Source organism: Acidipropionibacterium thoenii DSM 20276 (assembly GCF_000423445.1).
GTDB classification, from domain to species: Bacteria; Actinomycetota; Actinomycetes; order Propionibacteriales; family Propionibacteriaceae; genus Acidipropionibacterium; species Acidipropionibacterium thoenii.
Genome location: NZ_AUHZ01000010.1, coordinates 18,691 through 42,632, shown reverse-complemented (window position 1 = coordinate 42,632; position 23,942 = coordinate 18,691). Strand labels below are relative to the sequence as shown.

The following is a 23,942-nucleotide window of genomic DNA, read 5'->3' as shown; positions in this document are numbered from 1 at the left end:
GCTACCGGCCCGATCTGGTCGTGCCTCGACGAGGCGGGGCGGTCAGCGGGTCCTCGGGCCAGGGGTGCTTGATGTAGCGGCCGCGATTCTCGGCACGCACCTGTGGATAGGCGTTGACCCAGAAACTGGCCAGGTCATCGGTGACCGCCAGCGGCCTGCGGGCCGGGGACAGCAGGTGCAGCACCACCGGCACCCGGCCGTCGCACACCTTGGGGCCGTGCGACCAGCCGAAGCACTCCTGGAGTTTGACCGCCAGCACCGGGGCCTGGTCCGAACCCACCTCCGGGTACTCCAGCCGGATGTGGGACCCACTCGGCACCGGCACCGTCTCGGGGGCCAGCTCGTCGAGTCGCCCGGCGGCCGGCCAGGGCAGCAGACGCCGCAGCGCCTGGGCCATCGACTGGCCCGACGCCGACCCACCCCTCGCCAGCGCATCGATCTCGGGGCCCAGCCACTCCTCGGCCCTCTCGACCAGGCTCTGCTCCTCCATCGCCGGCCAGGGGTCACCCATCACCCGGTGCAGCAGACCCAGACGATTGCGCAGCTCCATGGCGTTGCGACTCCAGGTGAAGACGCCGGTGCCCCGGTTCGGGTCGACCCCCAGGCCCTCGTTCGGAGCCTCGCTGCGCAGCGCCTCGATGACCGCCTGCCTGGCCTGTTGACGCCCGGGCCTGATCGGGGTGGAGCTGAGCACGATCGCGCCGAGCCGGTGCTCGCGACGCCCGACGACCTTCCCGGCACCCCAGATCGCATGATCGGCGACGTGTTCCAGAGCAGCTGCAGCAGACCTCGCCAGCCCCTCGTCGATCGGCACCGCGGCGCGGATCAGGGCCCCGGATCCGGCACTGTGCCGCGAACCTGTCCGACCCCCCGATCCCGAACCCCCGGAACCGACCCCGCCGGCCACCCGGGTGGTCTCGGCCACCGCCAACCACTTCGAGCCGAGCAGTCGGGAACCCCGAGGAAGGTCGACCCCGGTGCCGGATGCCAGCAGGTAGCTGGCAGAACCCTCGCCTCGTTGGCGTGCGATCCAGCCGGGGTGGGCCAGGGCGACCACGCTGCCGACGATCACGTCCAGGGGCTGGGAACCCTCCGGATGCCGCCCTTGCGCCGACCCCTCCCCCCGATGGGGATCCGCATCGCTGCTGCGCGAACCTCCAGATCCGCCTGCACGATCGGCCCGGCCGAGCATCCCCTGGAGCCGATCGGCCTGATGACGCCATGATCTCGAGGCGGGATGGCGTCCCGATCGCAACGACCTCAGCAGCGCGACCAGGTCACCCTCCTCGGCCCGAGCATCCGAGGACAGCATCGCCACCGCCTCGGCGGCATTGCGCCCGCCGACGGTCCCGGCGGCCACCAACAGGGCCCGGGCCAGCCGTGGCTCGACCGGGATGGCGGCCAGTCGGCGTCCGAAGGGGGTGGCCCGACCGGTCTCGTCCAGTGCCCCGAGGTCACGCAGATCGGCCTCGGCAGCATCGACCCGATCGGCGGGCAGGGGATCCGGCAGGGCCATTCCCACCCCCCGCGGCGATCCCCAGCAGGCCAGCGCCAGCAGCGGCCCGAGAAGATCGGCGTGGCGCACCTCGGGCGGCGTCTGGTCGTCCATCCCGGCCCAGTCGGCGGCGCGCAGGCAGCGGATCGCCAGACCGGGGCCCAGCCGTGCGGCGCGGCCGGCGCGCTGGGTGGCCGAGGCCTTCGACTCGCGGACGGTCACCAGCCCGGTCATCCCCCGGCCACGGTCCAGACGCGGTTCGCGCGACAGCCCGGAGTCGACCACCAGGCGCACCCCGGGAACCGTGAGGGAGGACTCGGCCACCGAGGTGGAGACCACGATCCGCGGTCCCGCGGAGGGGTTCAGGGCGCGATCCTGATCGCGGGAGTCCATCTGCCCGGACAACCCCATCACGTCGACGCCGGCCAGGTCGGGGCGGGTCCGAAGGCCGTTGACCACCGCGTCCACCTCGCGGGACCCGGGGACGAAGACCAGAGCCGAGGCAGCTCCGGCAGGCCGATCCGCAGCGTCGGCGGATGCTGTCGGTCGATCTGCCGGCGGCCGCCCAGCCGCGGCGAGTTCGGTCATCGCCGTGGCGGTGACATCGACCAGATGGGCCAGGAAGGCCCTGGTCACCCCACGGGCGTCGGTGGGCGATCCGGCGGCCGGGGCCCACCGGATCTCCAGGGGATGGAGCACCGCGGGGATCTCGACCACCGCCGCCCGGCCGTCGGACGCCGGGCCGGACCCGGCCTGCGAGCCGGATCCCAGCAGGCCGGCCCAGAGGTCGGCATCCAGGGTCGCCGACATCGCCACCACGGTGAGGTCTTCGCGCAGCTCTGCCAGATCGTGGACCATCGCCAGCACCAGATCGGAATCCAGGTGCCGCTCGTGCACCTCGTCCAGGATCACGGTGGAGACGCCGGCCAGCTCGGGATCGCGCAGCAGTCGCGACAGCAGCACCCCGGTGGTGACGAACTCGACCCGGGTGGATCCGGTGGTGCTGGACTCCCCTCGCACCGTGTGACCCGCGTACTCCCCCAGCCGGGTCCCGGTGAGCGAGGCGAGACGCCGGGCGGCGGCTCGCGCGGCGATCCGCCGGGGCTGGGTGACGACGACTCGGCCCGGCCTGCCGGCTGCGGTCCGGTGGGCCCTGCGGGCCGCGTCGGCCACCTGGTCGCTGCCGGACGTCTCGGCCACCACCGCAGCGGCCAGCGGCGGCACGAAGGTCGTCTTCCCGGTGCCCGGCGGCGCCTGGACCACCAGTCTTCCGGTGGCCAGCCCGGCACGAAGCTCGTCGGCACGGGCCGCGACCGGCAGCCCCTCACCGATCCGCGCCAACAGGTCCCCGGCCCCCTGGCGGTCGCGCCGATCGTCGAGCCCGCGGGTCCCTCGGTGTCCTTGCGGCGCCCGGGGCCCGTGCGGCTCCCGGGGCGGTCGTGACCCCTGCTCAGCCAAAGGAGGTCTCCCTGGCGTCCTGCGGATCCGGCGCGTTGGCCTGCTCAGCGGTCCGGTCGGTCAGCGGATCCGGCTCGGCGTCGCGCAGGCTCCAACTGGTGGCCGGGATCTGGTACCAGGACCCCACCACCTTCTCGGCCAGCATCGTCATGATCGCCACCGCGTCCGGCTCGGCATCGACGTGCGCGGAGTACTCGGCCGGGGTGAGCCAGGCCAGCTCTCGCGACTCCCCCGGGCGCGGATCATGGGCCGGGTCCTGGTCAGTGGTGAGCACCATGATCAGATCGGAGTGGAAGTGGCCGCGGTAGGGCGAGTGGGTGTTCATCACGGCCGGAACCGGATGCATCACGTCGTGCACCCCGTCAGGCATCTGGGGCAGCGGCTGCAGCACGGTGAGCTGGTCGACCTCGTAGCCGGTCTCCTCGCGCATCTCGTGGATCAGCGCCTGCCAGGGGTTCTCGGTGTGCTCGATGTGGCCCCCGGGCTGCAGCCAGATCCCCATCTTGCGGTGCTTGTGCACCAGTGCCCGCCAGACCCCGTCGAACTGCCGGAAGATCCAGGCGCTGATGGTGATGTCGTGGCCGTGGGGCTCGGTGTTCAGGTGCACGTGGCTCAGGGTAGGCCAGCTGCCGTCCCGATCCACGTTCGTCCTCAGATCTGGCGTTCGTCCTGGAATTCCAGGACGAACGTCGGATTCGAGGACGAACGTCGGTAGGGGGGAAGAAGGGGCCACAGGACGAAGCTCTCGGCCCGGCTGCGGTGGGGGGAAGGGGCCGGTTCTCCCGACATCGGCCCCCGCACCAACCACCACCACACCCCCGAACCCGGGCCCGCACTCCCGGCGTCCGCCAAAAAGTGAAAAATCGCACTCTGACAGCATCAGCTACTAATCTGAGGCGCGTAGTGTCAACCACTTTGCGTCGTCGAATCCTGCCCGCAACACCCCGGAGGTCTTGATGCAGCTCTCTCAACTGTTCCCCACACTCGGCAAGGAGCCGGCGTTCACCAAGCGCCACCCCAAGGTGACCGTGGTCGGAGGGGGATTCGGCGGAATGGCCGCCGCGAAAGCCCTGGCGGCCCAGGGCTGCCACGTCGACCTCATCGATCGGCATCCCTACACGACCTTCCAGCCGCTGCTCTACCAGGTGGCCACCGGCGGTCTGAACCCCGGCGACATCACCTACCGGCTGCGCAGCTTCGCCGCCAAGCTCGGTTCCCACGCCCGCTTCCGACTGGGCTCGGTGACCAACATCGACACCGAGAAGAAGCTGGTCCACGTCGACAACGGCGAGCCCATCGAGTACGACTACCTGGTCCTGGCACAGGGCGTCGGCGCCAACTTCTTCGGGACGCCGGGGGCCGCCGAGCACTCCTTCACGATCTACACCCGTGGCTCCTCGCTGACCGCCCGCGACGCCATCTTCTCCAATCTGGAGTCCCTGGACACCGACAAGTCCAAGACCTTCGACGTGGTCATCGTCGGCGGCGGCCCGACCGGCGTCGAGATGGCCGGCACGCTGGCCGAGATGAAGTCGATCGGCGTCCCGGCGATCTTCCCCGACGTCTCCATCGACCGGGTGCACGTCGCCCTGGTCGAGATGGGATCCCACCTGCTGGCGCCCTTCGACTCCAGCCTGCGCCACTACACCCGCCGCCAGCTGCAGAGGCGTGGCGTCGACGTGCGCACCGACACCGCGATCGCCGAGGTCCGCGAGGACTCGGTACTGCTCAAGGACGGTCACGAGCTGCCCGCCGACATGGTCATCTGGGCGGCCGGTATCGGCGCCCACAAGGTCGCCATGGACTGGGGTTTCGAGACCGGCCGGGGCGGGCGGATCGTCACCGACTCCACCCTCCGGGTGCACGGCCACGACAACATCTTCGCGGTCGGCGACGGGGCCATCATCGATGACAACCCGCTTCCCCAGCTGGCCCAGCCGGCCATTCAGGGCGGCGAGCTGCTGGCCCGTCAGGTCGTCCATCTGGAGAAGGGCGAGCCGCTGGAGACCTTCCAGTACGTCGACAAGGGCACGATGGCCACCATCGGGCGCAATGCCGCCGTCGTCCAGCTGGCCAACGGCCCCAAGCTCACCGGCTTCGTGGCCTGGCTGGTGTGGGTGACGGTGCACATCTACTCCCTGCTGGGTGGCCGCAACCGCATCCAGGCGATGGTCAACCTGGGCTCGCGCTACATCACCTTCAACCGGGAGGCCGGAGCGATCGTCGGCGATGTGCTCACCGCCGATGCCATCCCCGGCAAGGGTGACTCGGAGTCCTTCCGCAAGGCGATCGCCGAGGAGATGGAGTCCTCCGACAAGGACACCGACAAGGCCTGATCCGCCGACCCTCAGCTCAGCAGCGGCCTGCCAGGGATGCCTGGCAGGCCGCTGCTGTACTCAGGGACGCCGTCCGGCGCAGGTCACCCTCAGAACCGGAGAACCCCGTCAGATCGGGCCGGACAGCCACCGGCGGGCCGCCATCCCACACCCCGGCCTCAGGGCCCGGTGACGACCTGCGGCCCATCGGGCCGGCCCCACTCGCTCCACGATCCGTCGTAGACCCTGACATCCTCGCGGCCGGCCAGCACGGCGGCCAGCGCCACCACACAGGCGGTGACCCCCGAGCCGCAGCTGGCGACCACTCCAGGACGCGGGCAGACGTCGTCCACCCGGGCCGCCATCCGTTCGGCCGGGATGAGCGCACCGGCCTCCTGCAGCTCGGTGTAGGGCAGGTTGACCGCGCCGGCCATGTGACCGGCCCGGAGCCCCGGCCGCGGCTCCTGCTGCTCGCCGGTGAAACGGGCCCGGGATCGGGCGTCGACGACCGTCTGGCGATCGGATGCCAGCGCCGCCAGGACGTCCTGCTCGTCGACGATGAGCCCGCTGCGCGGATGCACGACGACGTCGCCGGCCGGCGGTTGCGGCGTCGGTGAGGTGGTGAGCCGGTGGCCCGCCCGCGCCCAGGCAGGGTTGCCGCCGTCCAGGATCGAGACCTCGTCGATCCCCATCGAGCGCAGCATCCACCAGGGGCGGGCGGCGACGAACAGGAAGTCGGTCTCGGTGACCACGAGATGGCAGTCGGTCCGCACGCCCAGGGCCTGCAGCGAGGCCTGGAAGGACTCGGCTGAGGGCATGGTGTGGGGCAGGCCGGTGGTCTGGTCGCTCATCGGGCCGTCCAGATCGAAGCGCAGCGCCCCGGGGATGTGCGGGGCGGTGGGCGCGGCGCCCATCGAGGCATCGAGGACAAGGATGCGGCCGGCGTCGGGGCCGGCCAGGGCGGTGGCGAGCTCCTCGACGGTGACGACGGGGGTGGGCAGCAGCGAGGTCATGGAGTGATCATCCCACCCCGGTCGGCGTCATCTGGTGGCGAAGACCCCGTGATTCCCGGACCCGGGCGCACTAGCCTCGGCGCATGGACAGGAACACGATCCTCATCATCGCAGGTGCTGCCGTCGTCGGTGGCCTCGTCGTCGCGCTGCGCCGCCGGGGTCGCCACGACTCCCAGGACCTCGCCCCCGGCAGCATCAACGGCGAGCTGCGCGACCTGGAGAAGGCCAGCCGTCGGCGAGGCCGCGGGCATCGGAACTCCCCGCTGGCCGACGGTCACGCCACCCCGGCCGGCGGCCAGGGCCGCGTGAGGACCGCACCGGCCTACTTCAAGGCCTGAAAGCTGTCGAAGGTCGACACCGCCACCGACTGCCCCAGCTCGGTCCGCAGTCTAGGCTGCGGCCATGCACATGTCGTCGCCCTCCATCGGCACCATGCGAGGTGACGACCACCCGACTCCCTCGACTGGGGCTCGTGACTGGCTGGCGCGACACCAGACCGTTGTCATGGCGGTCCTCATCGGTGGGGCCATCGTTCTGGCCGTCATTCCCCGGTGGACCCAGCTCGGCGCCCAGAGCGTCTGGTCCGATGAGCAGTTCACTCTCAGTCAGACCGGCGGCGGTCTGACCCGGCTGCTGGACCGGGGACACACCGAGATTCACACGCCATTCTTCGCCACCCTGGTGTGGTTGTGGAATCACATCGTGTCCGTGGGCGCCGTGCGCGCCCGGGCATTCTCGGCACTGGTGACCACCCTCGGCATCGCCTGTGTGCCGCTCATGCTCAGGCGGACCCCGATACCCGCGCCGACCCGCTGGCTGCTCACCGCCGCGGTGGCCACCAGCGGACTGGGATTCGTGTATGGGCAGGAGATTCGACCCTACGGTCTGCTATGGGCACTGGCGGTCGCACTGACCGTCAGTCATCTCCGACTCGAGTTGGAGCCCCGCACGGGCAGGCCAACCGCACGGCGTCAAGCCGTCCATCTGGGCCTCGGGGTGTTGGCCTCCCTCGCCCACCTGTTCGGTCTGGTACTCGCCGGCTGCAGCCTCGTCGTGCTGGTCGCTCGTGGCAGGATACGTCCGCTGCGCGGCCTCTTCTTTCTCGCGGTGGTCTGCCTCCCCGAAGCCATCTGGATCATCCATGGCCGGCTCATGGTGCCGGGGTTCGCCGCCGGCACCTCCTGGAACACCAGACCCGACCTCTCGGCAATCACGCTCCTGCTCCAGAGCGTCTTCAGTTGGGGTGTCCCGTCGATGACAAATGGCGGGTTCGTGTGGCATACCCCTGCGGGACTTGCCCTGGTCATCGTGGTCTTCACGGTGGCGCTGAACCGCTACTGGAGACGCTCGGCGTCGTCCCGCGGCACACTCTCCCTGCCGGCCGTCTCGGCCGCGACCAGCCTGGCTCTACTGGCCGTGCTGATCATGGCCTCAAGCTGGCTGGTCTCCCAGATCACTCCGCTGTGGACCCCTCGCAATCTCATCCTCGTGGACCCGGTGATCCGGATCGCCCTTGCCCTCGTCATCGTCTCGGTGCCCGGCCGACCTGCTGTCCAGAGCCTCCTCAGCAGTGCTCTTGTGATCGTGCTGACAGCCGGTCTGGCCACCGTCGTCTCCGCCAACCGCAGTCCGTGGAAGACCGACTTCAGAGCGGCCGTCCGACTCGCGATGACCACTCGCCAGACCTATCCAGAGGTGCGCATCGCCGGCAATCTCGATCCGCAGTGGGCCGTGGGGACGACCTCGCACCCGAATGACCCGCGCACCGTCGCAGCCCTCACCCCTGACCGCTATGTCAGCCGACTGACATTCCCCTCCGGTGTCCGACTCACCGACCACGACACCCTGTGGCTGATGTATCTGAGCCCGCAGGCCGACACCGACAGCAACACCCAGATCATGATCAACGCGGCAAGTCCGTCCCAATGTCGTCCGGTCGCGATCACCGGAATTCTGGCGATGTACTGCACGGCCAGGGCGAAGTAGCGCTTCGAAGCACCCAGTCACGTCATTCCCGTCCGGCCGGTCAGGCCTGACCCTGGCCTGAGGCCTCATGGAGGCCGGCCCGGCGACGCGAACCCGATGTGTGCGCTGCCACAAGGGCACACAAGGGAAAACCATCGAACTCCCTGCCGTCCCCAATATCGGGACAAAACCGGCTGGCGTAAACGCGCCCGAGGGGAATATCGTGTCCCCTGATTAAAGGTCGAACCCTCCGTCGAAGGCCCATCCTCATGCCAAAACGCCTTGCACGCCGTCTCGTCACCGCCATCGCCGTCGGAGCGACCCTGCTGGGCTCGCTGTGCACCGCCAGCGTCGCCCACGCCGACTACGCGACGCCATATCAACCGTTGATCGTCCCCGGGACACCCTCAGGTCAGGACTGGGAACTTGAGAACCCCGCGCCCCACACGACTGGGTCCACGGGGAACAACGTGTTCGGTGACAGCACAGGTGACAAGTACGCAGATATCTGGGGAATTCAGTGGGACGGTCGATGGTCAAAGATGAACAAGGCCAACGGCATCGCTTCATTCTTCTCTGCCGTGCCTCCGTATATGTATCATCAGCAGCGCCACATCGACATCATGAAGTATCCGGGTGATATCGGGTACCACATGCACAACGTCACATCCCTCATGCCCACGGTTGACCTGAACGGCGACAAGTGGTGCGACTTCCTGGCGATCCAGGATGGCCAGATGTATGCCTACTACAACCAGGGCAGTGGCTACCTCGTCAAAGGACCGCAGGTCGGTAAGAACTGGGGTGGCATGGACCAGATCATCTTTGCTGGCCAGCTCAACGGGGATGGTGTGCAGTACGTGGTGGCCAGGAGCAAGTCGGACGGGAACCTGTACGGCTACACAATGGGAGTCGACGGGGCACTGAGTAACGTCGGCCAGATCGGGAAGAACTGGGGCGGTGTCAGGTTCGTCCTCGCTCCCGGCCAGTTGGTCGGAGACAACAAGTACGACCTCATGGCGATCGACAACAACGGCGGACTGTTCTGCTACCGCGGAGCCGGTCTCGGCAAACTGAGCAATGCCGGGCAGTGTGGAAGAGGATGGAACGGATTCCAGATCGCTCTTGTACCCGGGGACATGACTGGAGATGGGCTGTGGGACCTGGTTGGGCTGCAGAACCTGAACCATCCCACGAACATGTATGTCCCGCAGGAGGGAAACAGCGGGAACCCAACTGACCGCGGGCCGCTCTACCTCTACGAGAATCTTGGAAACGGCCGATGGGGCCCCAAGCACATGATCGGCTACGACTTCTACCAGTACAACGTCCTCGGGTGATCCGCAGTCTCTTGACCAGCTCCCTCGACTCCGCGAAGCCGGGGAGAGGGCCAGCGTGGGCGTCACCCCCCCCGAACTCGTCGACGAAGACCAGTACTCTCCCTCCCTGCGGCACCCCGGGCCTCAGGGCCGCCCCACCAGCTGAGTGGTGAGGTCCAGCAGCACCTGTGCCTGGGCCTCGAAGGTGAGGCCCTGGTCGACGGCGGCCCTGCCCGCCGCGCCCATCCGGGCGCAGCCCGGGGGGTCCTCCAGCATCTCGGCGAGCACCTGAACGGCGGCCTGCACCGACTCCGAGTCGGCGAACCTTCCGGCGTGGTATCCGGAGAACATCTGTCGCCAGGCCGGGAAGTCGGAGGCGCAGAACGGCACCTGGGCAGCCATGTACTCGAACAGCTTGGTGGGCAGTGAGTGGACATAGTTGGGCAGCGGCTCCAGGAACACCAGCCCCACCTGGGCACTGGCGAGCACGGCGGGCACCCTGGTCGGCGCCACCAGGCCGAGATGGTCCACCAGACCCTCGGCCACCGCTGCCTCGACCATTGGCTCGCAGCCCTTTAGTGTACGTCCGGCCAGCACCAGGTGTGCGTTCGGGACCCTCTCGCGCAGGGCCCGGACGACGTCGATCATGAAGGAGAGCCGGCGCTCCTGGCTGAGGTCCCCGGCGTAGACCAGACGTCCGGCCACCGGGGCGGGATCGACGGTGAAGTTCGCCAGCCAGGGGTAGTTGTGCACCACCACCGTGCGGCTGTTACCGAACCCGGCGGCGACCGTCTCGGTGGCTGCCACGATGCCGTCGGCGCCGCGGTCGGCCAGTCCGACCAGGATGCGGGCGGCGCACCGGACGAGAGGTCGAGTGAGGGGGTTGAGGTAGGGCTTGGTGGCGACCTGACCGACCAGGTCCTCATGGGCGTCGTAGATCACCTTGCAGCGGTGGCTTCGGCCCCACAGCAGGGCCATCGGGATGAGCTCCGGGTCGTGGATCTGCAACAGCTGGGGACGCAGCCTGCTCAGCGCCCGCCAGGCCTCCGGCTGGCCCGCCAGCATCCGCAGCACCCGCCCCCCGGTGCGATGCAGCGCGACCACTGGGACGCCGTCGTCGAGCCCGTCGCGCTCGGCGCTGATGACCAGGTGGAAGTCATAGCCAGCGGCGGCCACCGCGCGCGCCTCCTTGTTGAAGACGCGATTGTCGTGGCCGTTGTGGACGGTCGACAGGTGGACGACCCTCGGTGAAACCTGACTCACTCCAGCCACTCAGTCCCGGTCGGGGGTCTTCGCGGCCAGCAGCACCTCGGCCACCTTCGCCGCGGCATGGCCGTCGCCGTAGGGATGACCGGGATCTGCCACCGGTGCCGGGCGCACCGCGGTGGCGGCCAGGTGCTCGGCATCGGGGTCGAGGATGTTCCAGCCGTTGTCGACGGTCTCGGTCCACTCGGTCTCGGTGCGCACCGTGGTGCACACCGTCCGCAGCAGGAAGGCCTCCTTCTGAAGGCCGCCGGAGTCGGTGATGACGCCGTCCGCGTGCATCACCGCGTTGACCATGTCGGGGTAGGCCAGCGGGTTGATGGTCTCCAGATTTCCGCGAGCGATCGTGATGCCGTCGGTCTTCGCCCGCACCCGGAGCCTGGGGTGGACCGGCAGGACCACCTTGCGGTCCAGAGATCCCAGGGCGTCGAGGATGTGCTCGAGCCGGTCCTGCTCGTCGGTGTTGTCGGCACGGTGGATGGTGGCGAGGATGTACTTCTCACCCTCGGCGACCCCGGGCACCGGGCGCGGCTTCGCCAGCACGGAGTCGCGCACCTGCATGCAGACGTCGGTCATGACGTCGCCCACCAGGACCGAGCGCGAGGCCAGTCCCTCGTCGGCCAGGTGCTTCATGGCCACCTGGGTGGGAGCCAGACACAGATCGGCGGCGTGGTCGGTGAGCACCCGGTTGTGCTCCTCGGGCATTCGCCGGTTGAAGGAGCGCAGGCCGGCCTCCAGGTGGGCCACCGGAAGGTGCATCTTCACCGCGGACAGGGTCCCGGCGATGGTGGAGTTGGTGTCCCCGTAGACCAGCACCCAGTCCGGATCCATCTCCTCCAGAACCGGGTCGAGCTGTTCGAGCATCCGGCCGGTCATCACACCGTGCGAGCCCCCGCCCACACCCAGGTGGAGATCAGGGGCCGGGATGCCCAACTCGATGAAGAAGGAGTCCGACATGTTCACGTCATAGTGCTGTCCGGTGTGGATGATCTTGTGGTCGATCCCGGCCCCCGCGAAGGCCTTGGCCACCGGGGCCAGCTTCACGAACTGCGGTCTGGCGCCGACGATGCTGACGACTCGCAAATCTGTTCCTCTCAGTTGAACTACCGGGATCGCCATCAGACGTCCGCCCCAGGGACCCGCTCCGAGTCTCCGCCTTACTCAGGTCATTCGGACCAAGCCCCTCAGACTCTAGACTCTGCCGAGCTACGAGCCGCAGTGCCGCCCGCGCCGCTCAGATGAACGTGAGGCATCTTGGATGGTGTCACGGTAGGCCTGTTCCATCAGTTCAAGACTCAACTTCCACGAGTAGTGGGCGAGAACGTGGTGGCGTCCGGCCTGGCCCATTCGCCGCCTGAGGTCCGAGGAATCCACGAGGCGCTCGAGCGCCGCTGCTGCAGCACCAACGTCCCGCCGGGGGACGATGAGGCCGGTGCGGCCCTGCTCCACAACCTCTGCCGGTCCGTCCGTGTCGGTGACGACCACCGGAAGCCCACATGCCCCTGCCTCCAGAATCGCCACTCCAAAACTCTCCGAGTCGAGAGTCGACAGCGCTGCGAAGACGTCCAGTCCGGCCAACGCCTTCGGCACCTCCTCATGGGGCACTGCGCCGTGGAAGATGACTGACTGGTCCAGACCGGACGCGAGCTCACGCAGTGCACCTTCGTCGGGTCCTTCGCCATAGAGGTGCAACTCGAGACCTTGGTCGGCCCGTTGCTCCCGCACCACCGCGAAAGCCCTGATGAGGTCGTCGATGCCGTACTTGGCGAACAGTGCCTTGACCGTCCCGACACGCACCACACCATCCTCAGGACGAGGGCTGGGCACGAACTCATCGGTGTCGACACCGAATGGGGTGATCGATATCGGCCGCCGACCGGCGTAGTGACGGATGACGTCCGCCATGCACAGGCTGGTGGAGGCCAGCCGGGTGGCCGCAGCGAGGTTGTCCCTCACGATTCGGGCGGCCGCCGCGTTGCGCCGTGGCGTGTCGTAGATGTCGGCCCCCCACACCGACAACAAGGTCGGCTGCCGAATGTGTGCGAGGCGGGCCATCAGTCCGTACCCGGTGGCGAAGTGCACGTTGACGATGTCCGGGTCAACCGAGTCCGCCAACCGCCGCAACCACCATGCGTCAGTGAGATAGCGGCCGGCACACAGATCCGGTGCAAGATGCAGGTGAACGTCCCGACTGAATGCGTGTCGACCGGGCCGGTGAGCCGTGGCCAGATGCACATCATGTCCGCGCTCAGCCAACCCATTGGCCCACCGGACCATATGAATCGAAGGAGCCGCTCCCACCAGGAGAACTCGCATAGTTCCGCACCTTCTGTCAGGGCCCGCGTCTGGCAAGGCTTGCATTAGGGGTCTCAGCCTATCGGGATCCGCCGTCACTCTGACCGACACGCACTGGCCCCGCCAGCTGGCCGACGGGTTCCTCCGGCTCACAGCTGATGACCCCCGCGGCCAGCAGCCAGGTCAGCTGGGTGACCGACTGCACCAGGTAAGTGCTGTTGGCGAAGGACAGGATCGGCAGGGCAACCAGCAGGCCGACGACCCACCACCGTTCGCTGCCGCCCCTGCCGCAGCGCACCACCACGACGGCCGCCAGCACCGCCATCGCCACTAGGGCCGCCATCACCACTAGGCCGTACTGGGAGGCGATCTCCAGCACCCCGCAGTGCGGGTTCACCTTGCCGTGGAGGGTCCACGGCAGCCCTCCTGCGCGCACCGAGGCCTCGTATCCGCCGGGCCCGGTGCCCAGCCACGGGTGCTGTCTCACCAGTCTCAGCCCCACCGCCACCAGGGCGGATCGCACCGACAGGGAGGACGGGCCCTCGTTGGAGTGGTGCATCACGACGCCGACCACCCGGTGCCATGCCCGGGCCAGGGGGTCGCCGCGCAGCGCGACCAGGACGCCCATCGCGACCACCGTGCAGGCAATCAGCAGCCACCGCCACCGGCGCGAAGCCAGCACCCGCACCGCAGCCGCACAGGCCAGCGCGAGCATCGCCGAACGGCCCGAGGTGAGCACCAGCAGGACCGCGGAAACTGCTGCGCCGGCGACCATCGCCCACCGCCACGGACCGCGCTCCCGTCGACACCGGACGGCCAGCAGGGGAACGGCGATCGCGGTGAGCACCGCGTACAGATTGGGGTTGGTCAGCCAGGTGGCGGGGGCCCGGTAGACGCCGGGATGGCCGCGCCACACCCCGTTGAGATAGCTGCTCAGGTGGCGTGCGGTGGCCACCTCCCAGGCCGCCACCGGCAGGCTGATGCCGATCGCCACCGTCCAGCCTCGCGCCAGCCAGCGCACCAGGTCGAAGCGGCGCAGCCTGGTCATCGACCAGACGCCGGCCAGTCCCAGAGCGATCGCGGCCAGCTCACTCCACTGCCGGCCGATCCCTCCGGTCAGCACCGTGGCGGCGACCATACCGAGCCACAGCACGGCCAGTCCCAGGACCGCCAGGCTGGCCCGGCTGCGGCGTCCGAGGACCACCGCGATGACGGCGATGATGCCCACCAGCACCCGGTAGCCGAACAGCGGTCCCGCCCCGGCCGACGGCCCCAGCAGGGCCGCGACCGGCAAGGCGCCGACGCACCAGGCGACCAGTGCCCCGCGCCGGCGTCCTGACAGATGCGCCGCGGCGGCCGTGCTGTCATCGACAGCCGACCGCCGCGGTGGTTCCTGATCAGCCATCGAGAGCCGAATCAGTTCGGATCAGGCCTCTCCGTCGCCGATCACGATGACCTTGACGCCGTCCCAGTTGGCGGGGTCGACGACGTGACGACCGTCGACCAGCACCTTGATGCCGGGCAGGTCGGCCGGGGTGAGGTCCTTGTACTCGGGATGGTCGGCCTGCAGCAGGGCGCCGTCGACCGGCTCGCCGATGTGGTAGGCGGTGAAACCGAACTTGGCCAGCTCGGCGTCGGTGAACATCGGGTCGTGGACGGTGACCTCGGCCCCGGCGTCCGCCAGGTCCTTGACGGTCGGGAAGACGCCGGAGAAGGCGGTCTCCTTGACCTTGCCGCGGTAGGAGGCACCCAGCACGACGATCTTCTTGCCCTTGAGATCACCGAGCACCGCGGCGGCCTCGTCGACGCAGTACTGCGGCATCGTCATATTGGCCTGGCGGGCGGTGCGCACGATGGTGGCGTCCGGGTCGGTCCACAGGTAGAGCCGCGGGTAGACCGGGATGCAGTGGCCGCCGACGGCGATGCCGGGGCGGTGGATGTGCGAGTAGGGCTGGGAGTTGCAGGCATCGATGACCTTGTAGACGTCGATGCCGTGCTTGGCGGCGAACTTGCCGAACTGGTTGGCCAGCCCGATGTTGACGTCGCGGTAGGTGGTCTCGGCGAGCTTGGCCATCTCGGCGGCCTCGGCGGTTCCCATCGTCCAGACGCCGTTGGGGCGGGGCAGGTCGGTGCGCTCGTCGAAGTCGAGCAGCTGCTGGTAGAGGGCGATGCCCTTGGCGGTGCCCTCCGGTGACAGCCCGCCGACCAGCTTGGGGTAGCGACGCAGATCGGCGAAGACCCGACCGGTGAGGACCCGCTCGGGAGAGAACACCAGGGTGAAGTCCTGGCCCTCTTTCAGCCCGGAGATCTCCTCGATCATCGGCTTCCAGCGGGTGCGGGTGGTGCCCACCGGCAGGGTGGTCTCGTAGGAGATGATCGTGTCGGGGGTGAGGTGCTCGGCCAGCGACTTGGTGGCGTCGTCCATCCAGCCGAAGTCGGGCTCCCAGGTCTCATCGTTGACGAACAGCGGGACGACCAGCACGATCGCGTCGGCGCCGGGGATCGCCTCGGCGTAGTCGGTGGTGGCGTGCAGCTTGCCGGCCGGGACCAGCTTCTTCAGCTTCTCGTCGAGGAAGGCCTCGCCCGGGAAGGGCTCGTTGCCCTTGTTGATCTCGTCGACAACCCTCTGCTGGACGTCGACGCCGATCACGTCGTGTCCCTTCTCCGCGAACTGCACAGCCAGTGGCAGGCCGATCTTGCCCATGGCGACGACGGCGATCTTCATTCAGGACTCCTCGAACACAGCAGTTGAGTAACGGCCGTCAGTCTAGTGGAGGAGAGCGGCCCGGCCCCTGCGAACCCCCGGCAGATCCGCGGATCGCGGGGCCTGTGGGCACATCTCAGGTCCCGCGAGCCGTGGACCGCCCCGTCGTCAGTGACATGCGCACCGGGATCGACGCGGCCTGCTCCGGGGTGGGCCATCCGGTGCCGGACATCGAGACCGCCGCCGATCCGTAGGCCACCCCGGTCGCCAGCGCCTCGGAGTCATCGGCCCCCCGGCTGCGGGCCAGCAGGAACCCGGCCAGGCAGCAGTCCCCGGCACCGACCGTCGAGCGGACCGTCACCGGATCGGCGACCGCATGCCTGGCGGCGTCCTCGCTCACCAGCACGGCCCCGGCCGCGCCCAGGGTGACAAGCACCTGCGGCACACCTTGGTCGAAGAGCACCCTGGCGGCACCGATGGCGGCCGCCGGGTTCCCCTCGGCGGCGCTGGACTCCATCTGACGAGCCAACTCCTCGGCTCGGCCATCGGATGCCTGACCATCAGGTGTGCTGCCGGCGACTGTGGTGCCCCGGCCTGCTGCGCCACCGGCCCGCTGCCCCACACACAGCTGAGCGAGTTCCACCGAGTTGGGGGCGATGAGATCCGGGGCCGACTCCGGCAATCCGGTCATCAGGGCCGACAGCGGTGCATCGGAGGTGTCGACGGCGATCCGTGGAGCCTTCTGGCCGAGCTCGACCCGGATCCTGAGCACCATCCGGGCGTACCAGTCGGGCGGCACCCCGGGAGGAAGGGAGCCGGTGAGCACCACCCAGTCGCCGGGCCCGGTGGCCTCTTCTGATGGCAGGGCGTCACGGCAGCCGGGCTGTCCAGCGGCTTCCCGCCGACAGGCCGCCATCACGGCGTCCTCGAAATCCCGCTGCTCGGCCGCACTGAGGTGAGCGCCGAGCTCGTTGAGTTTGGTGGTGACCCCGTGCGGGTCGGTCACCGTCAGATTGGTGCGCACCGGCGAGGCGATCGGCACCGCCAGGTGCGGCACGCCCAGCACCTCCAGCCCGGTGACGAGCGGGTCGCCGGGGCCGGCCGGCACCGCCGCCAGGGTGTCGGCCCCGGCCAGCATCAGCACCCCGGAGATGTTGACCCCCTTGCCGGCGGCCACCGTGCAGGCCCCGGTCAACCGGTGCACCTTGCCGGGGACCAGCGGCCCGGGCAGTCCGACGGTGCGGTCCAGGCTGGGATTGATGGTGACAGTGAGGATCACGGCGTCCAGGATCTCACTGAGCCGCCCGCCTCACTGCTCATCGGGGGGTCGTCTCTCCTCCCGGATCCCGGCCTGGTCGACGGCCTCCTCAAGAGCCCCCTCGTCATGCAGGAAGGACTCCTGGTGGGCCTCCTCCAAGGTGACGACGTGGCCACCCCGGCTGCGCCCCAGCCGTTCCCGGAGGTTCTCGGCGAACTTCGTCAACGAGTAGTTGATGAGGATGAACAGCACTGCGGCGACCAGGAAGACCGGGATGATATTGGTGCCCCCGCTGGACAGATTCGTCGCCGAGCGCAGCAGCTCCGGATAGGTGATGATGTAGCCCAGCGCGGTGTCCTTGACGATGATGACGAGCTGGCTCACCAGAGCCGGCATCATCGCGGTGACCGCCTGGGGCAGCAGGATCGAGCGGCGGGTCTGGCTCAGCGACAGCCCGATCGACAGGCCCGCCTCGGTCTGGCCACGGGGCAGCGAGTTGACCCCGGCACGCAGCAGCTCGGCCATCACTGCGCCGTTGTAGAAGGTCAGTCCGGCGACCACCCCGACCAGACCCTTCAGCCCCGGCGGCACCACGGTGTTGAAGGGGGCCGCGAAGACCATCAGGTAGTAGAAGAACAGCATCGCCATCAGCACCGGCACGGCCCGGAAGAACTCGACGAGCACCGAGCACAGCCAGCGCAACGGCCGGACGAAACTCATCCTCCCCATCGCCAGCAGGAAGCCGAGGATGGAGGCCAGGATCAGCGCGGCGGCAGCAGCCTGAAGGGTGTTGATGATGCCAGGGATGAGGTAGTCGGCCCAGGCCTCCCCGGTGAAGATCGCCGACCAGGCGTCGGCCCCCAGCTGGGAGCGCAACCCCCAGATCAGCAGGGCGGCCAGCACAGCCAACAGGATGACGCCGACGACCCCGATGATCCGGTGACGCCGCAGCGCCCTGGGCCCGGGGATGTCGAAGAGCACGGAGGTGGTGGAGTTGCTCATCGCTGCACCGCCAACTTCGTCGAGCCCCAGGAGACCAGCATCCCGATGGGCAGCGTGAGGATGACGAATCCGAGCGCCATCAGGATGAAGATCGCGTAGATGAACTGTGGCGAGAACTCGATCATGTTCTTCATCACATAGGAGGCCTCGGCGACACCGATCGCCGAGACCACGGTGGTGTTCTTGGTCAGCGAGATGAGGGTATTGCCCAGTGGTGTGACGGCCGCGCGGATGGCCTGCGGGAAGATCACCTCGCCCAGGGTCTGCCCGAAGGTCAACCCGATCGACCGGGCGGCCTCGGCCTGCCCGGAGGGCACCGTGTTGATCCCCGAGCGGATCCCCTCGGCGACGAATGTCGAGTGGTAGACCGACAGCGCCACGACTCCCCACCAGAACAGCTGCACCGAGGACCGGGCATCGGGCCCGGCCAGTTTCCATGCCAGCACGTTGTAGAAGGCCAGGGCGCAGAAGGTGACGATCACCGTCAGCGGGGTGTTGCGGATGATGTTGACATACCCCTTGCCGAAGATCTGAAAGGCCTTGACGGGGCTGACGCGCATGATGGCGACGATCACGCCGAGGACCAAGGATCCCAGCGCGGAGACGACGGTCAGTTTGATCGTCATCCAGAAGCCGCCCAGCACGTCGTAGTCGCGCATCAACTGGGCAAGATCTGACATGAATCACCTCCAGGTGTTCGGGTGGCCCCGCCCGGGCCGTGATGGCTCCGGGCGGGGCGGGTTATGCCGGTTTCAGCGGCGCTCGACTGTGTCTGCGAGACGCCGTCACGCACCTTCGGTGGGCTTGGGCGGGTTGGTCTGCTTGTTGTAGGAGAACTCAGGAACGTTGTCCTTGAGGGCCTTCTCCCAGGCGCCGTCATCGATCATCTTCTGGATGGCCGTGTTGATCTTGGTGGCCAGGGCGGTGTCGCCCTTCTTGATGCCGACGCCGTACTTCTCGGTGGTGAAGGGCTTGCCGACGACCTTCAGCTTGCCCTTGTACTGCGGCTGGCTGGCGAATCCGGCGAGGATGATGTCATCGGTGGTCACCGCGTCGATGGTGCCGGCCGACAGCGCGGCGACACACTTGGAATAGGTGTCGTACTCCTGCAGGTCGACCTTGGAGGCGTAGGTGTCCTGGATCTTCTTGGCCGAGGTCGATCCGGTCACCGAGCAGAGCTTCTTGCCGTTGAGGGAGTCCGGTCCGGTGATGTCGGTGTTGCTGTTCTGGACCAGCAGATCCTGGCCGGCCACGAAGTACGGTCCGGCGAAGGAGACCTTCTGCTTGCGCTCATCGGTGATCGAGTAGGTGGCGAAGATCATCGAGACCTGACCCGACTGGATCATCGTCTCGCGCTGGGCGGACGGCGTCTCGACGAAGTTCACCTTGTCGTAGCCGAGCTGCTTGGCGACATAGTTGGCGACGTCGACGTCGAATCCCTTGAAGCTGGAGCCGTCCTTCATGCCCAGGCCGGGCTGGTCGTACTTGATGCCGATATTGACGGTGCCTCCGGCTGAGGAGTCGCCTGTGGACGAGCCGCTGTCTGAGCCGGCGACGCAGCCGGAGAGCGCGGTGAGTCCAAGGGCTGCGGCGAGGACGACCGCTGCTGCTTTGCGCGTGGGCTTCATTGACATCGTGTGCTTCTTCCTGGTCGTGTCGGTTGAGGAGTCCGGCGGCCGAGATGCACGTCTGTGGTTGTGCGCCCCGGGATCGTCGGAGGTCATGGGGTCGTCGGTGACGGGATCAGTGCAGGATCTTGCCGAGGAAGTCCTTGGCCCGGTCACTGGTGGGGTTGGTGAAGAAGGTCTCGGGGTCGGACTTCTCGACGATCATCCCGTCGGACATGAAGACGACCCGGTTGGCCGCCTTGCGGGCGAATCCCATCTCGTGGGTGACGACGATCATCGTCATCCCGCCGCGCGCCAGCGAGACCATCACGTCGAGCACCTCCTGGACCATCTCGGGGTCCAGGGCGGAGGTCGGCTCGTCGAAGAGCATGATCTGGGGGTCCATCGCCAGCGACCGGGCGATCGCAACACGTTGCTGCTGGCCGCCCGACAGCTGTGCCGGGTACTTGCTCGCCTGGTTGGCCACGCCCACCCGCTCCAGCAACTCGCGGGCCTTCCTCTCGGCCTCGGCCTTGGGGCGGTGACGGACCTTGACCGGGCCCAGCATGACGTTCTCGAGGATGGTCTTGTGGGCGAACAGGTTGAACGACTGGAAGACCATGCCCACCTCGGCGCGCAGCTTGGCCAGCGCCTTCCCCTCGGTGGGAAGCTCGGTGCCGTCGATGGTGATGGTGCCCGAGTCGATCGTCTCGAGCCGGTTGATGGTGCGGCACAGGGTCGACTTGCCGGATCCGGAGGGGCCCAGCACCACCACCACCTCGCCCCGGGCGACGGTGAGATTGATGTCCTGGAGGACATGCAGATCTCCGAAGTGTTTCTCCACGTGGGAGAGCTCGAGAATGGTGTCGCCGATGTCGTGCACCAGAGGCCCGGTGTCCTCGCGAGGGAATGCTGCCATGGTGGGAGGGTAATGGGAGCGGTGCCGCCGATGCGCGAAAACGAGCGAGAAGTGAGCCGATCCTTACTCAACTGTGACCATTGTCATGCAGCCGTAACACCGCACCGCCGTCACTCTGCCCGCGGCCACCGGCCGGCTCTGCCCATCAGGTGACTGCCCCGGGCACGACGCCGGCGTGCACAGCGCGGTGTGCCGGTCCCCCGGCCGGCGTGTGGCGGCCGCGCAGTCCGGCCGGCGCATCTCGCTGTCAGGAACTCTTGAGGTTGGATATCGTCGAGGGCGTCGCCACGGACTCCACACACCACCAGAAGAGGTTCACCATGGCCAAGAAGATCGTCGCAGTCGGCTCCTCAGTCGGACTGCATGCCCGCCCTGCCGCCACCATCTCCCAGGCGGCGGCCAAACTCGGCTCCACAGTCACGCTGGCCACCGAGGGCAACACGCCCGTCGATGCCCGCTCCGTGCTGCTCATCATGACCCTGGGCGCCGGTTCCGGGGACTATGTCACCGTCGAGGGTGACAAGGAGGAGGACGTCGAGACCATCGCCGCCCTGGTCGCCAAGGACCTGGACGCCTGACCCGCGGTCCCGCTCCTCTGACATTCCCGCGGTCCCGCTGGTCTGACCTTCCCCGTCCCCGCCCCTCGCGTTGATCCAGTAACTCCTCGTTGATCCTCATGTAGCGGGATCAACGAGGAGTTACTGGATCAACGCGAGGAAGGACCAGGAGTCACTGGATCAACTCGAGGGCGGAGGGCTGGGAGGCTCCTCCCGGCTCATCAGCACGGCCACCGATATCGCCACCGTCCACCACATCAGGCTGGTGGGGAAGTTCTTGACCAGATAGGTGTCCAGCACCAGGCCGGGGAAGGTCACCAGCACGGCCAGGCTCATCGCACCGTGAACTCCGCCGATACCGTGCAGGCAGTAGACCACCACCGCCACCAGACTGGCCAGCGCCAGGACGGTGCCGACCAGCCCCAGCTCAGCGCCGATCTGCACCACAGTGTTGTGGGCATGCGGCAGGCTCACCCCGTACCCGGTGACCCGCAGGGCGTGCGAGGCCCCCGGCACCTGGCCGCTCTCGGTGGCGAACCACGGCCACATCACTCCGTAGCCCTTGCCGAACAGGATGCTGGCCGGGCTGTCGGCGATGCTCTGCCAGGCCACCTGCCAGGTCTGTGTCCTGCCGTGATCGACCAGGCCGACGCCGCGCAGCTGGCCCATCCACACCACGGCCACGGCGGCCACCAGGAAGCCGATGACTCCCTTCAGCAGGTGTCTGAACCGCGTCTCGATCCGGGCCGGCCGGCCCCAGATCAGCAGCGCCACACAGAGCAGGCCGATGTCGATGAACCCGGCCCGTGATCCGCTGACGACCAGGGCCACGACACAACTGGCCACGATCAACCAGGACAGCACCTTGTGGAATCCCCGGCGGATCCCGTCCGCGGCGATCCCGATCCCCAGGATGAGCGCCGTGTGATAGATCGCCGCGCCCCCGAATCGGGTGGCCAGACGCCATCCCACCTTCGGTTCCCACAGGAACTCTCGAACCAGGTCGACGGGTGTGACGACGGCGAACACCAGACACGCGCGCCACAGTGCGTCGGCCAACCTGGGGCGCCCGATCAGCAGCACCAGCAAGGTGGCGGTCAGCAGCGCCAGGGCCGCCTCGACCAATGGCACGACCAGGGCCGGGGTGGGCACGTCGACGCGGGTCATCCTGGAGGCGACCCGTCCGGCCAGCACATAGTGCTCATGCCAGCCGATCGTGCACGCCGCCCACACCAGCATTGCGAGGAAGGGCACGGCCACGATGAGTGCGGCCCGCAGCGCGGCTCGGTCGGAGCCGACGCCACCCATCCGGCTCCTCGAGTCGACCGGGTCGCCGCCCGAATCGGGACTGCTGCCCGTCCCCGGGCGGGACGGATCCCCGGGCTGGGCGGGCGCCGGCAGCAGCCGGTGCAGCCACCAGTCCAGCAGCCACAGCATCAGGCAGACGACGACCGCGCCGATCAGCAGCCCCAGCATGATCGGGTAGCGCCGATCCCCGGCCATCCCTCGTTCAGTGGTGACGAAGGTGCAGGTGACGATGAGGACCGCCAGCACCAGCTCGGCCAGCCAGCTGACCGGGTGGCCCAGAAATTCGGCCCACATCCATGTGGCGAGTCGCCGGAGGCTCCCAGAGCGCACTACTGCCTCCGGATGCCCTGATCGCTGAGAGTTCGTGATGGCCCCATCCTAGCGGGACCGACTCGCCGGCACCCTCATGCAGTGGTGCTCGGGAGCCCCCTCACGGTGGCTCCCGAGCACCACTGGAACAGACTCAGGACTCAGTCGATCCTGACGAACTCGTTGGTGGCCGCCGAGTGGATCATCGCCTCGCAGACCTGCACCACCTTGGCGCCCTGCTCCATCGTCACGATGTCGGAGGGCTTGCCCAGCACGGCGTCCCGGAAGTTCTCGTGCTCGGTGCGCAGCGGCTCCGGCTTGGGGATCGCGAACCGGGTGACATCACCCTCGGCGACCCCGCGGAAGTTCGCGATGTCGTCCCACACGGTGGCCACATTGGCGTTGGCGTAGAAGGTGAGGTCGGCGGTCAGGGTGTCGGCCACGAACATCCCCTTCTCACCGGTGACGTAGGTGCGGCGCTCCTTGGTCGGCGTCAGCCAGTTGACCAGGTGGTTGCTCATCAGCCCGCCCGACAGCGAGCAGGTGGCCGAGACCATGTCCTCGTACTGACGTCCGGTCTTGAACATGGTGCGGGCCGCGACCCATTCGAAGTCCCGCTGGGTGACCCAGCTGGTGAGGTCGATGTCGTGGCTGGCAAGATCCTTCACCACACCGACGTCGGCGATCCGGGCCGGGAAAGGGCCCTGACGGCGGGTGGCGATCTGGTACAGATCTCCCAGGTCGCCGTTCTCCAGGCGCTTGCGCAGCGACTGGAGGGCCGGGTTGTAACGCTCGATATGACCGACGGCACCCACCAGCCCCCGGCTGCTGAAGGCATCGGCCAGACGCCTCGCCGCAGCGGTGTCGTATGCCAGGGGCTTCTCAATAAGAGCGCTGACGCCGGCCTCGGCCAGCTTCAGGCCGATCTCCTCGTGGAACTTGGTGGGGGCGGCGACCACACAGTAGTCGACGCCGGCCTTGATGACGTCCTCCACATCGGGCAGCACCGGAAGGTCTCCGGCGACGCCGTAGGGATCCTTGCCGGCGGCATCGGCGATCGCGACCAGGTCGACCCCGTCGATGGCCCGCAGGTTACGGACGTGGTTCTTGCCCATCGAGCCGATGCCGACCATGCCGGCGCGCAGGTTCGCCATC

20 protein-coding genes are annotated in these 23,942 nt (G+C 68.2%); 5 read left to right on the top strand and 15 right to left on the bottom strand.

Annotation, left to right across the window (positions count from 1 at the left end):
* Position 1: 1 nt before the first annotated feature.
* Positions 2-2,836 carry an ATP-dependent RNA helicase gene (locus G554_RS0104370; RefSeq protein WP_084648306.1) on the bottom strand — a complete coding sequence of 945 codons (2,835 nt, stop codon included), beginning with the start codon at positions 2,834-2,836 and terminating at the stop codon, positions 2-4.
* Positions 2,837-2,945: 109 nt separating this feature from the next.
* Complete coding sequence (locus G554_RS0104365) at positions 2,946-3,560, bottom strand: NUDIX hydrolase (RefSeq protein ID WP_036924571.1); 615 nt, start codon at positions 3,558-3,560, stop codon at positions 2,946-2,948.
* Between the two features lie 349 nt (positions 3,561-3,909).
* Between G554_RS0104365 and G554_RS0104360 the strand changes: the two genes are divergently transcribed.
* Entirely contained in the window at positions 3,910-5,289 is a 1,380-nt protein-coding gene (locus G554_RS0104360; protein ID WP_027586956.1) for an FAD-dependent oxidoreductase, read from the top strand.
* Positions 5,290-5,447: 158 nt separating this feature from the next.
* Here G554_RS0104360 and G554_RS0104355 read toward each other — a convergent pair whose 3' ends face one another.
* Positions 5,448-6,281: a sulfurtransferase gene (locus G554_RS0104355; RefSeq protein WP_027586955.1), complete on the bottom strand. Its 834-nt coding sequence runs from the start codon at positions 6,279-6,281 to the stop codon at positions 5,448-5,450.
* Positions 6,282-6,364: 83 nt separating this feature from the next.
* Here G554_RS0104355 and G554_RS14620 point away from each other — a divergent pair, with 83 nt between their 5' ends.
* From G554_RS14620 to G554_RS0104340, 3 genes are all read left to right on the top strand, one after another.
* Positions 6,365-6,619, top strand: a complete 255-nt coding sequence (locus tag G554_RS14620) for a hypothetical protein (RefSeq protein WP_051232422.1) — start codon at positions 6,365-6,367, stop codon at positions 6,617-6,619.
* A gap of 166 nt (positions 6,620-6,785) precedes the next feature.
* Positions 6,786-8,267, top strand: coding sequence for a hypothetical protein (locus G554_RS0104345; protein WP_036924568.1), 1,482 nt, complete (start codon positions 6,786-6,788; stop codon positions 8,265-8,267).
* Positions 8,268-8,515: 248 nt separating this feature from the next.
* Positions 8,516-9,586, top strand: coding sequence for an FG-GAP repeat domain-containing protein (locus tag G554_RS0104340; RefSeq protein WP_154654170.1), 1,071 nt, complete (start codon positions 8,516-8,518; stop codon positions 9,584-9,586).
* Positions 9,587-9,709: 123 nt separating this feature from the next.
* On the opposite strand, the gene G554_RS0104335 is transcribed toward G554_RS0104340, so the two are convergent.
* The 10 genes from G554_RS0104335 to G554_RS0104290 all read right to left on the bottom strand — a co-directional run bounded on the left by G554_RS0104335 (position 9,710) and on the right by G554_RS0104290 (position 20,613).
* Complete coding sequence (locus G554_RS0104335) at positions 9,710-10,828, bottom strand: glycosyltransferase (protein ID WP_425393336.1); 1,119 nt, start codon at positions 10,826-10,828, stop codon at positions 9,710-9,712.
* Positions 10,829-10,837: 9 nt separating this feature from the next.
* A complete protein-coding gene (gene wecB / locus G554_RS0104330; RefSeq protein WP_027586951.1) occupies positions 10,838-11,911 on the bottom strand; it encodes a non-hydrolyzing UDP-N-acetylglucosamine 2-epimerase in 1,074 nt (357 codons plus the stop codon).
* 123 nt (positions 11,912-12,034) lie between these two features.
* Positions 12,035-13,144, bottom strand: a complete 1,110-nt coding sequence (locus tag G554_RS17120; protein WP_084648305.1) for a glycosyltransferase — start codon at positions 13,142-13,144, stop codon at positions 12,035-12,037.
* 58 nt (positions 13,145-13,202) lie between these two features.
* Positions 13,203-14,528, bottom strand: a complete 1,326-nt coding sequence (locus G554_RS14615; protein WP_051232420.1) for an O-antigen ligase family protein — start codon at positions 14,526-14,528, stop codon at positions 13,203-13,205.
* 21 nt (positions 14,529-14,549) lie between these two features.
* The gene (locus tag G554_RS0104315) at positions 14,550-15,848 is read right to left on the bottom strand and encodes a nucleotide sugar dehydrogenase (RefSeq protein ID WP_027586949.1); all 1,299 of its coding nucleotides are present in this window, start codon (positions 15,846-15,848) and stop codon (positions 14,550-14,552) included.
* Positions 15,849-15,963: 115 nt separating this feature from the next.
* Positions 15,964-17,106 carry a 1-phosphofructokinase family hexose kinase gene (locus G554_RS14610; protein ID WP_051232418.1) on the bottom strand — a complete coding sequence of 381 codons (1,143 nt, stop codon included), beginning with the start codon at positions 17,104-17,106 and terminating at the stop codon, positions 15,964-15,966.
* 30 nt (positions 17,107-17,136) lie between these two features.
* Positions 17,137-18,087, bottom strand: coding sequence for an amino acid ABC transporter permease (locus G554_RS14605; RefSeq protein ID WP_051232416.1), 951 nt, complete (start codon positions 18,085-18,087; stop codon positions 17,137-17,139).
* Complete coding sequence (locus tag G554_RS0104300) at positions 18,084-18,767, bottom strand: amino acid ABC transporter permease (protein WP_027586948.1); 684 nt, start codon at positions 18,765-18,767, stop codon at positions 18,084-18,086. Before G554_RS0104300 ends, G554_RS14605 begins: the two co-directional genes overlap by 4 nt.
* A gap of 105 nt (positions 18,768-18,872) precedes the next feature.
* Entirely contained in the window at positions 18,873-19,721 is an 849-nt protein-coding gene (locus G554_RS0104295) for a glutamate ABC transporter substrate-binding protein (RefSeq protein WP_027586947.1), read from the bottom strand.
* A gap of 109 nt (positions 19,722-19,830) precedes the next feature.
* Positions 19,831-20,613, bottom strand: coding sequence for an amino acid ABC transporter ATP-binding protein (locus G554_RS0104290; RefSeq protein ID WP_051232414.1), 783 nt, complete (start codon positions 20,611-20,613; stop codon positions 19,831-19,833).
* 320 nt (positions 20,614-20,933) lie between these two features.
* Between G554_RS0104290 and G554_RS0104285 the strand changes: the two genes are divergently transcribed.
* Complete coding sequence (locus G554_RS0104285) at positions 20,934-21,191, top strand: HPr family phosphocarrier protein (RefSeq protein WP_027586945.1); 258 nt, start codon at positions 20,934-20,936, stop codon at positions 21,189-21,191.
* Between the two features lie 159 nt (positions 21,192-21,350).
* On the opposite strand, the gene G554_RS0104280 is transcribed toward G554_RS0104285, so the two are convergent.
* Both G554_RS0104280 and G554_RS0104275 read right to left on the bottom strand, forming a co-directional pair.
* Positions 21,351-22,772 carry an O-antigen ligase family protein gene (locus G554_RS0104280; protein ID WP_027586944.1) on the bottom strand — a complete coding sequence of 474 codons (1,422 nt, stop codon included), beginning with the start codon at positions 22,770-22,772 and terminating at the stop codon, positions 21,351-21,353.
* A gap of 176 nt (positions 22,773-22,948) precedes the next feature.
* A complete protein-coding gene (locus G554_RS0104275) occupies positions 22,949-23,941 on the bottom strand; it encodes a Gfo/Idh/MocA family protein (protein WP_027586943.1) in 993 nt (330 codons plus the stop codon).
* Position 23,942 lies beyond the last annotated feature (1 nt).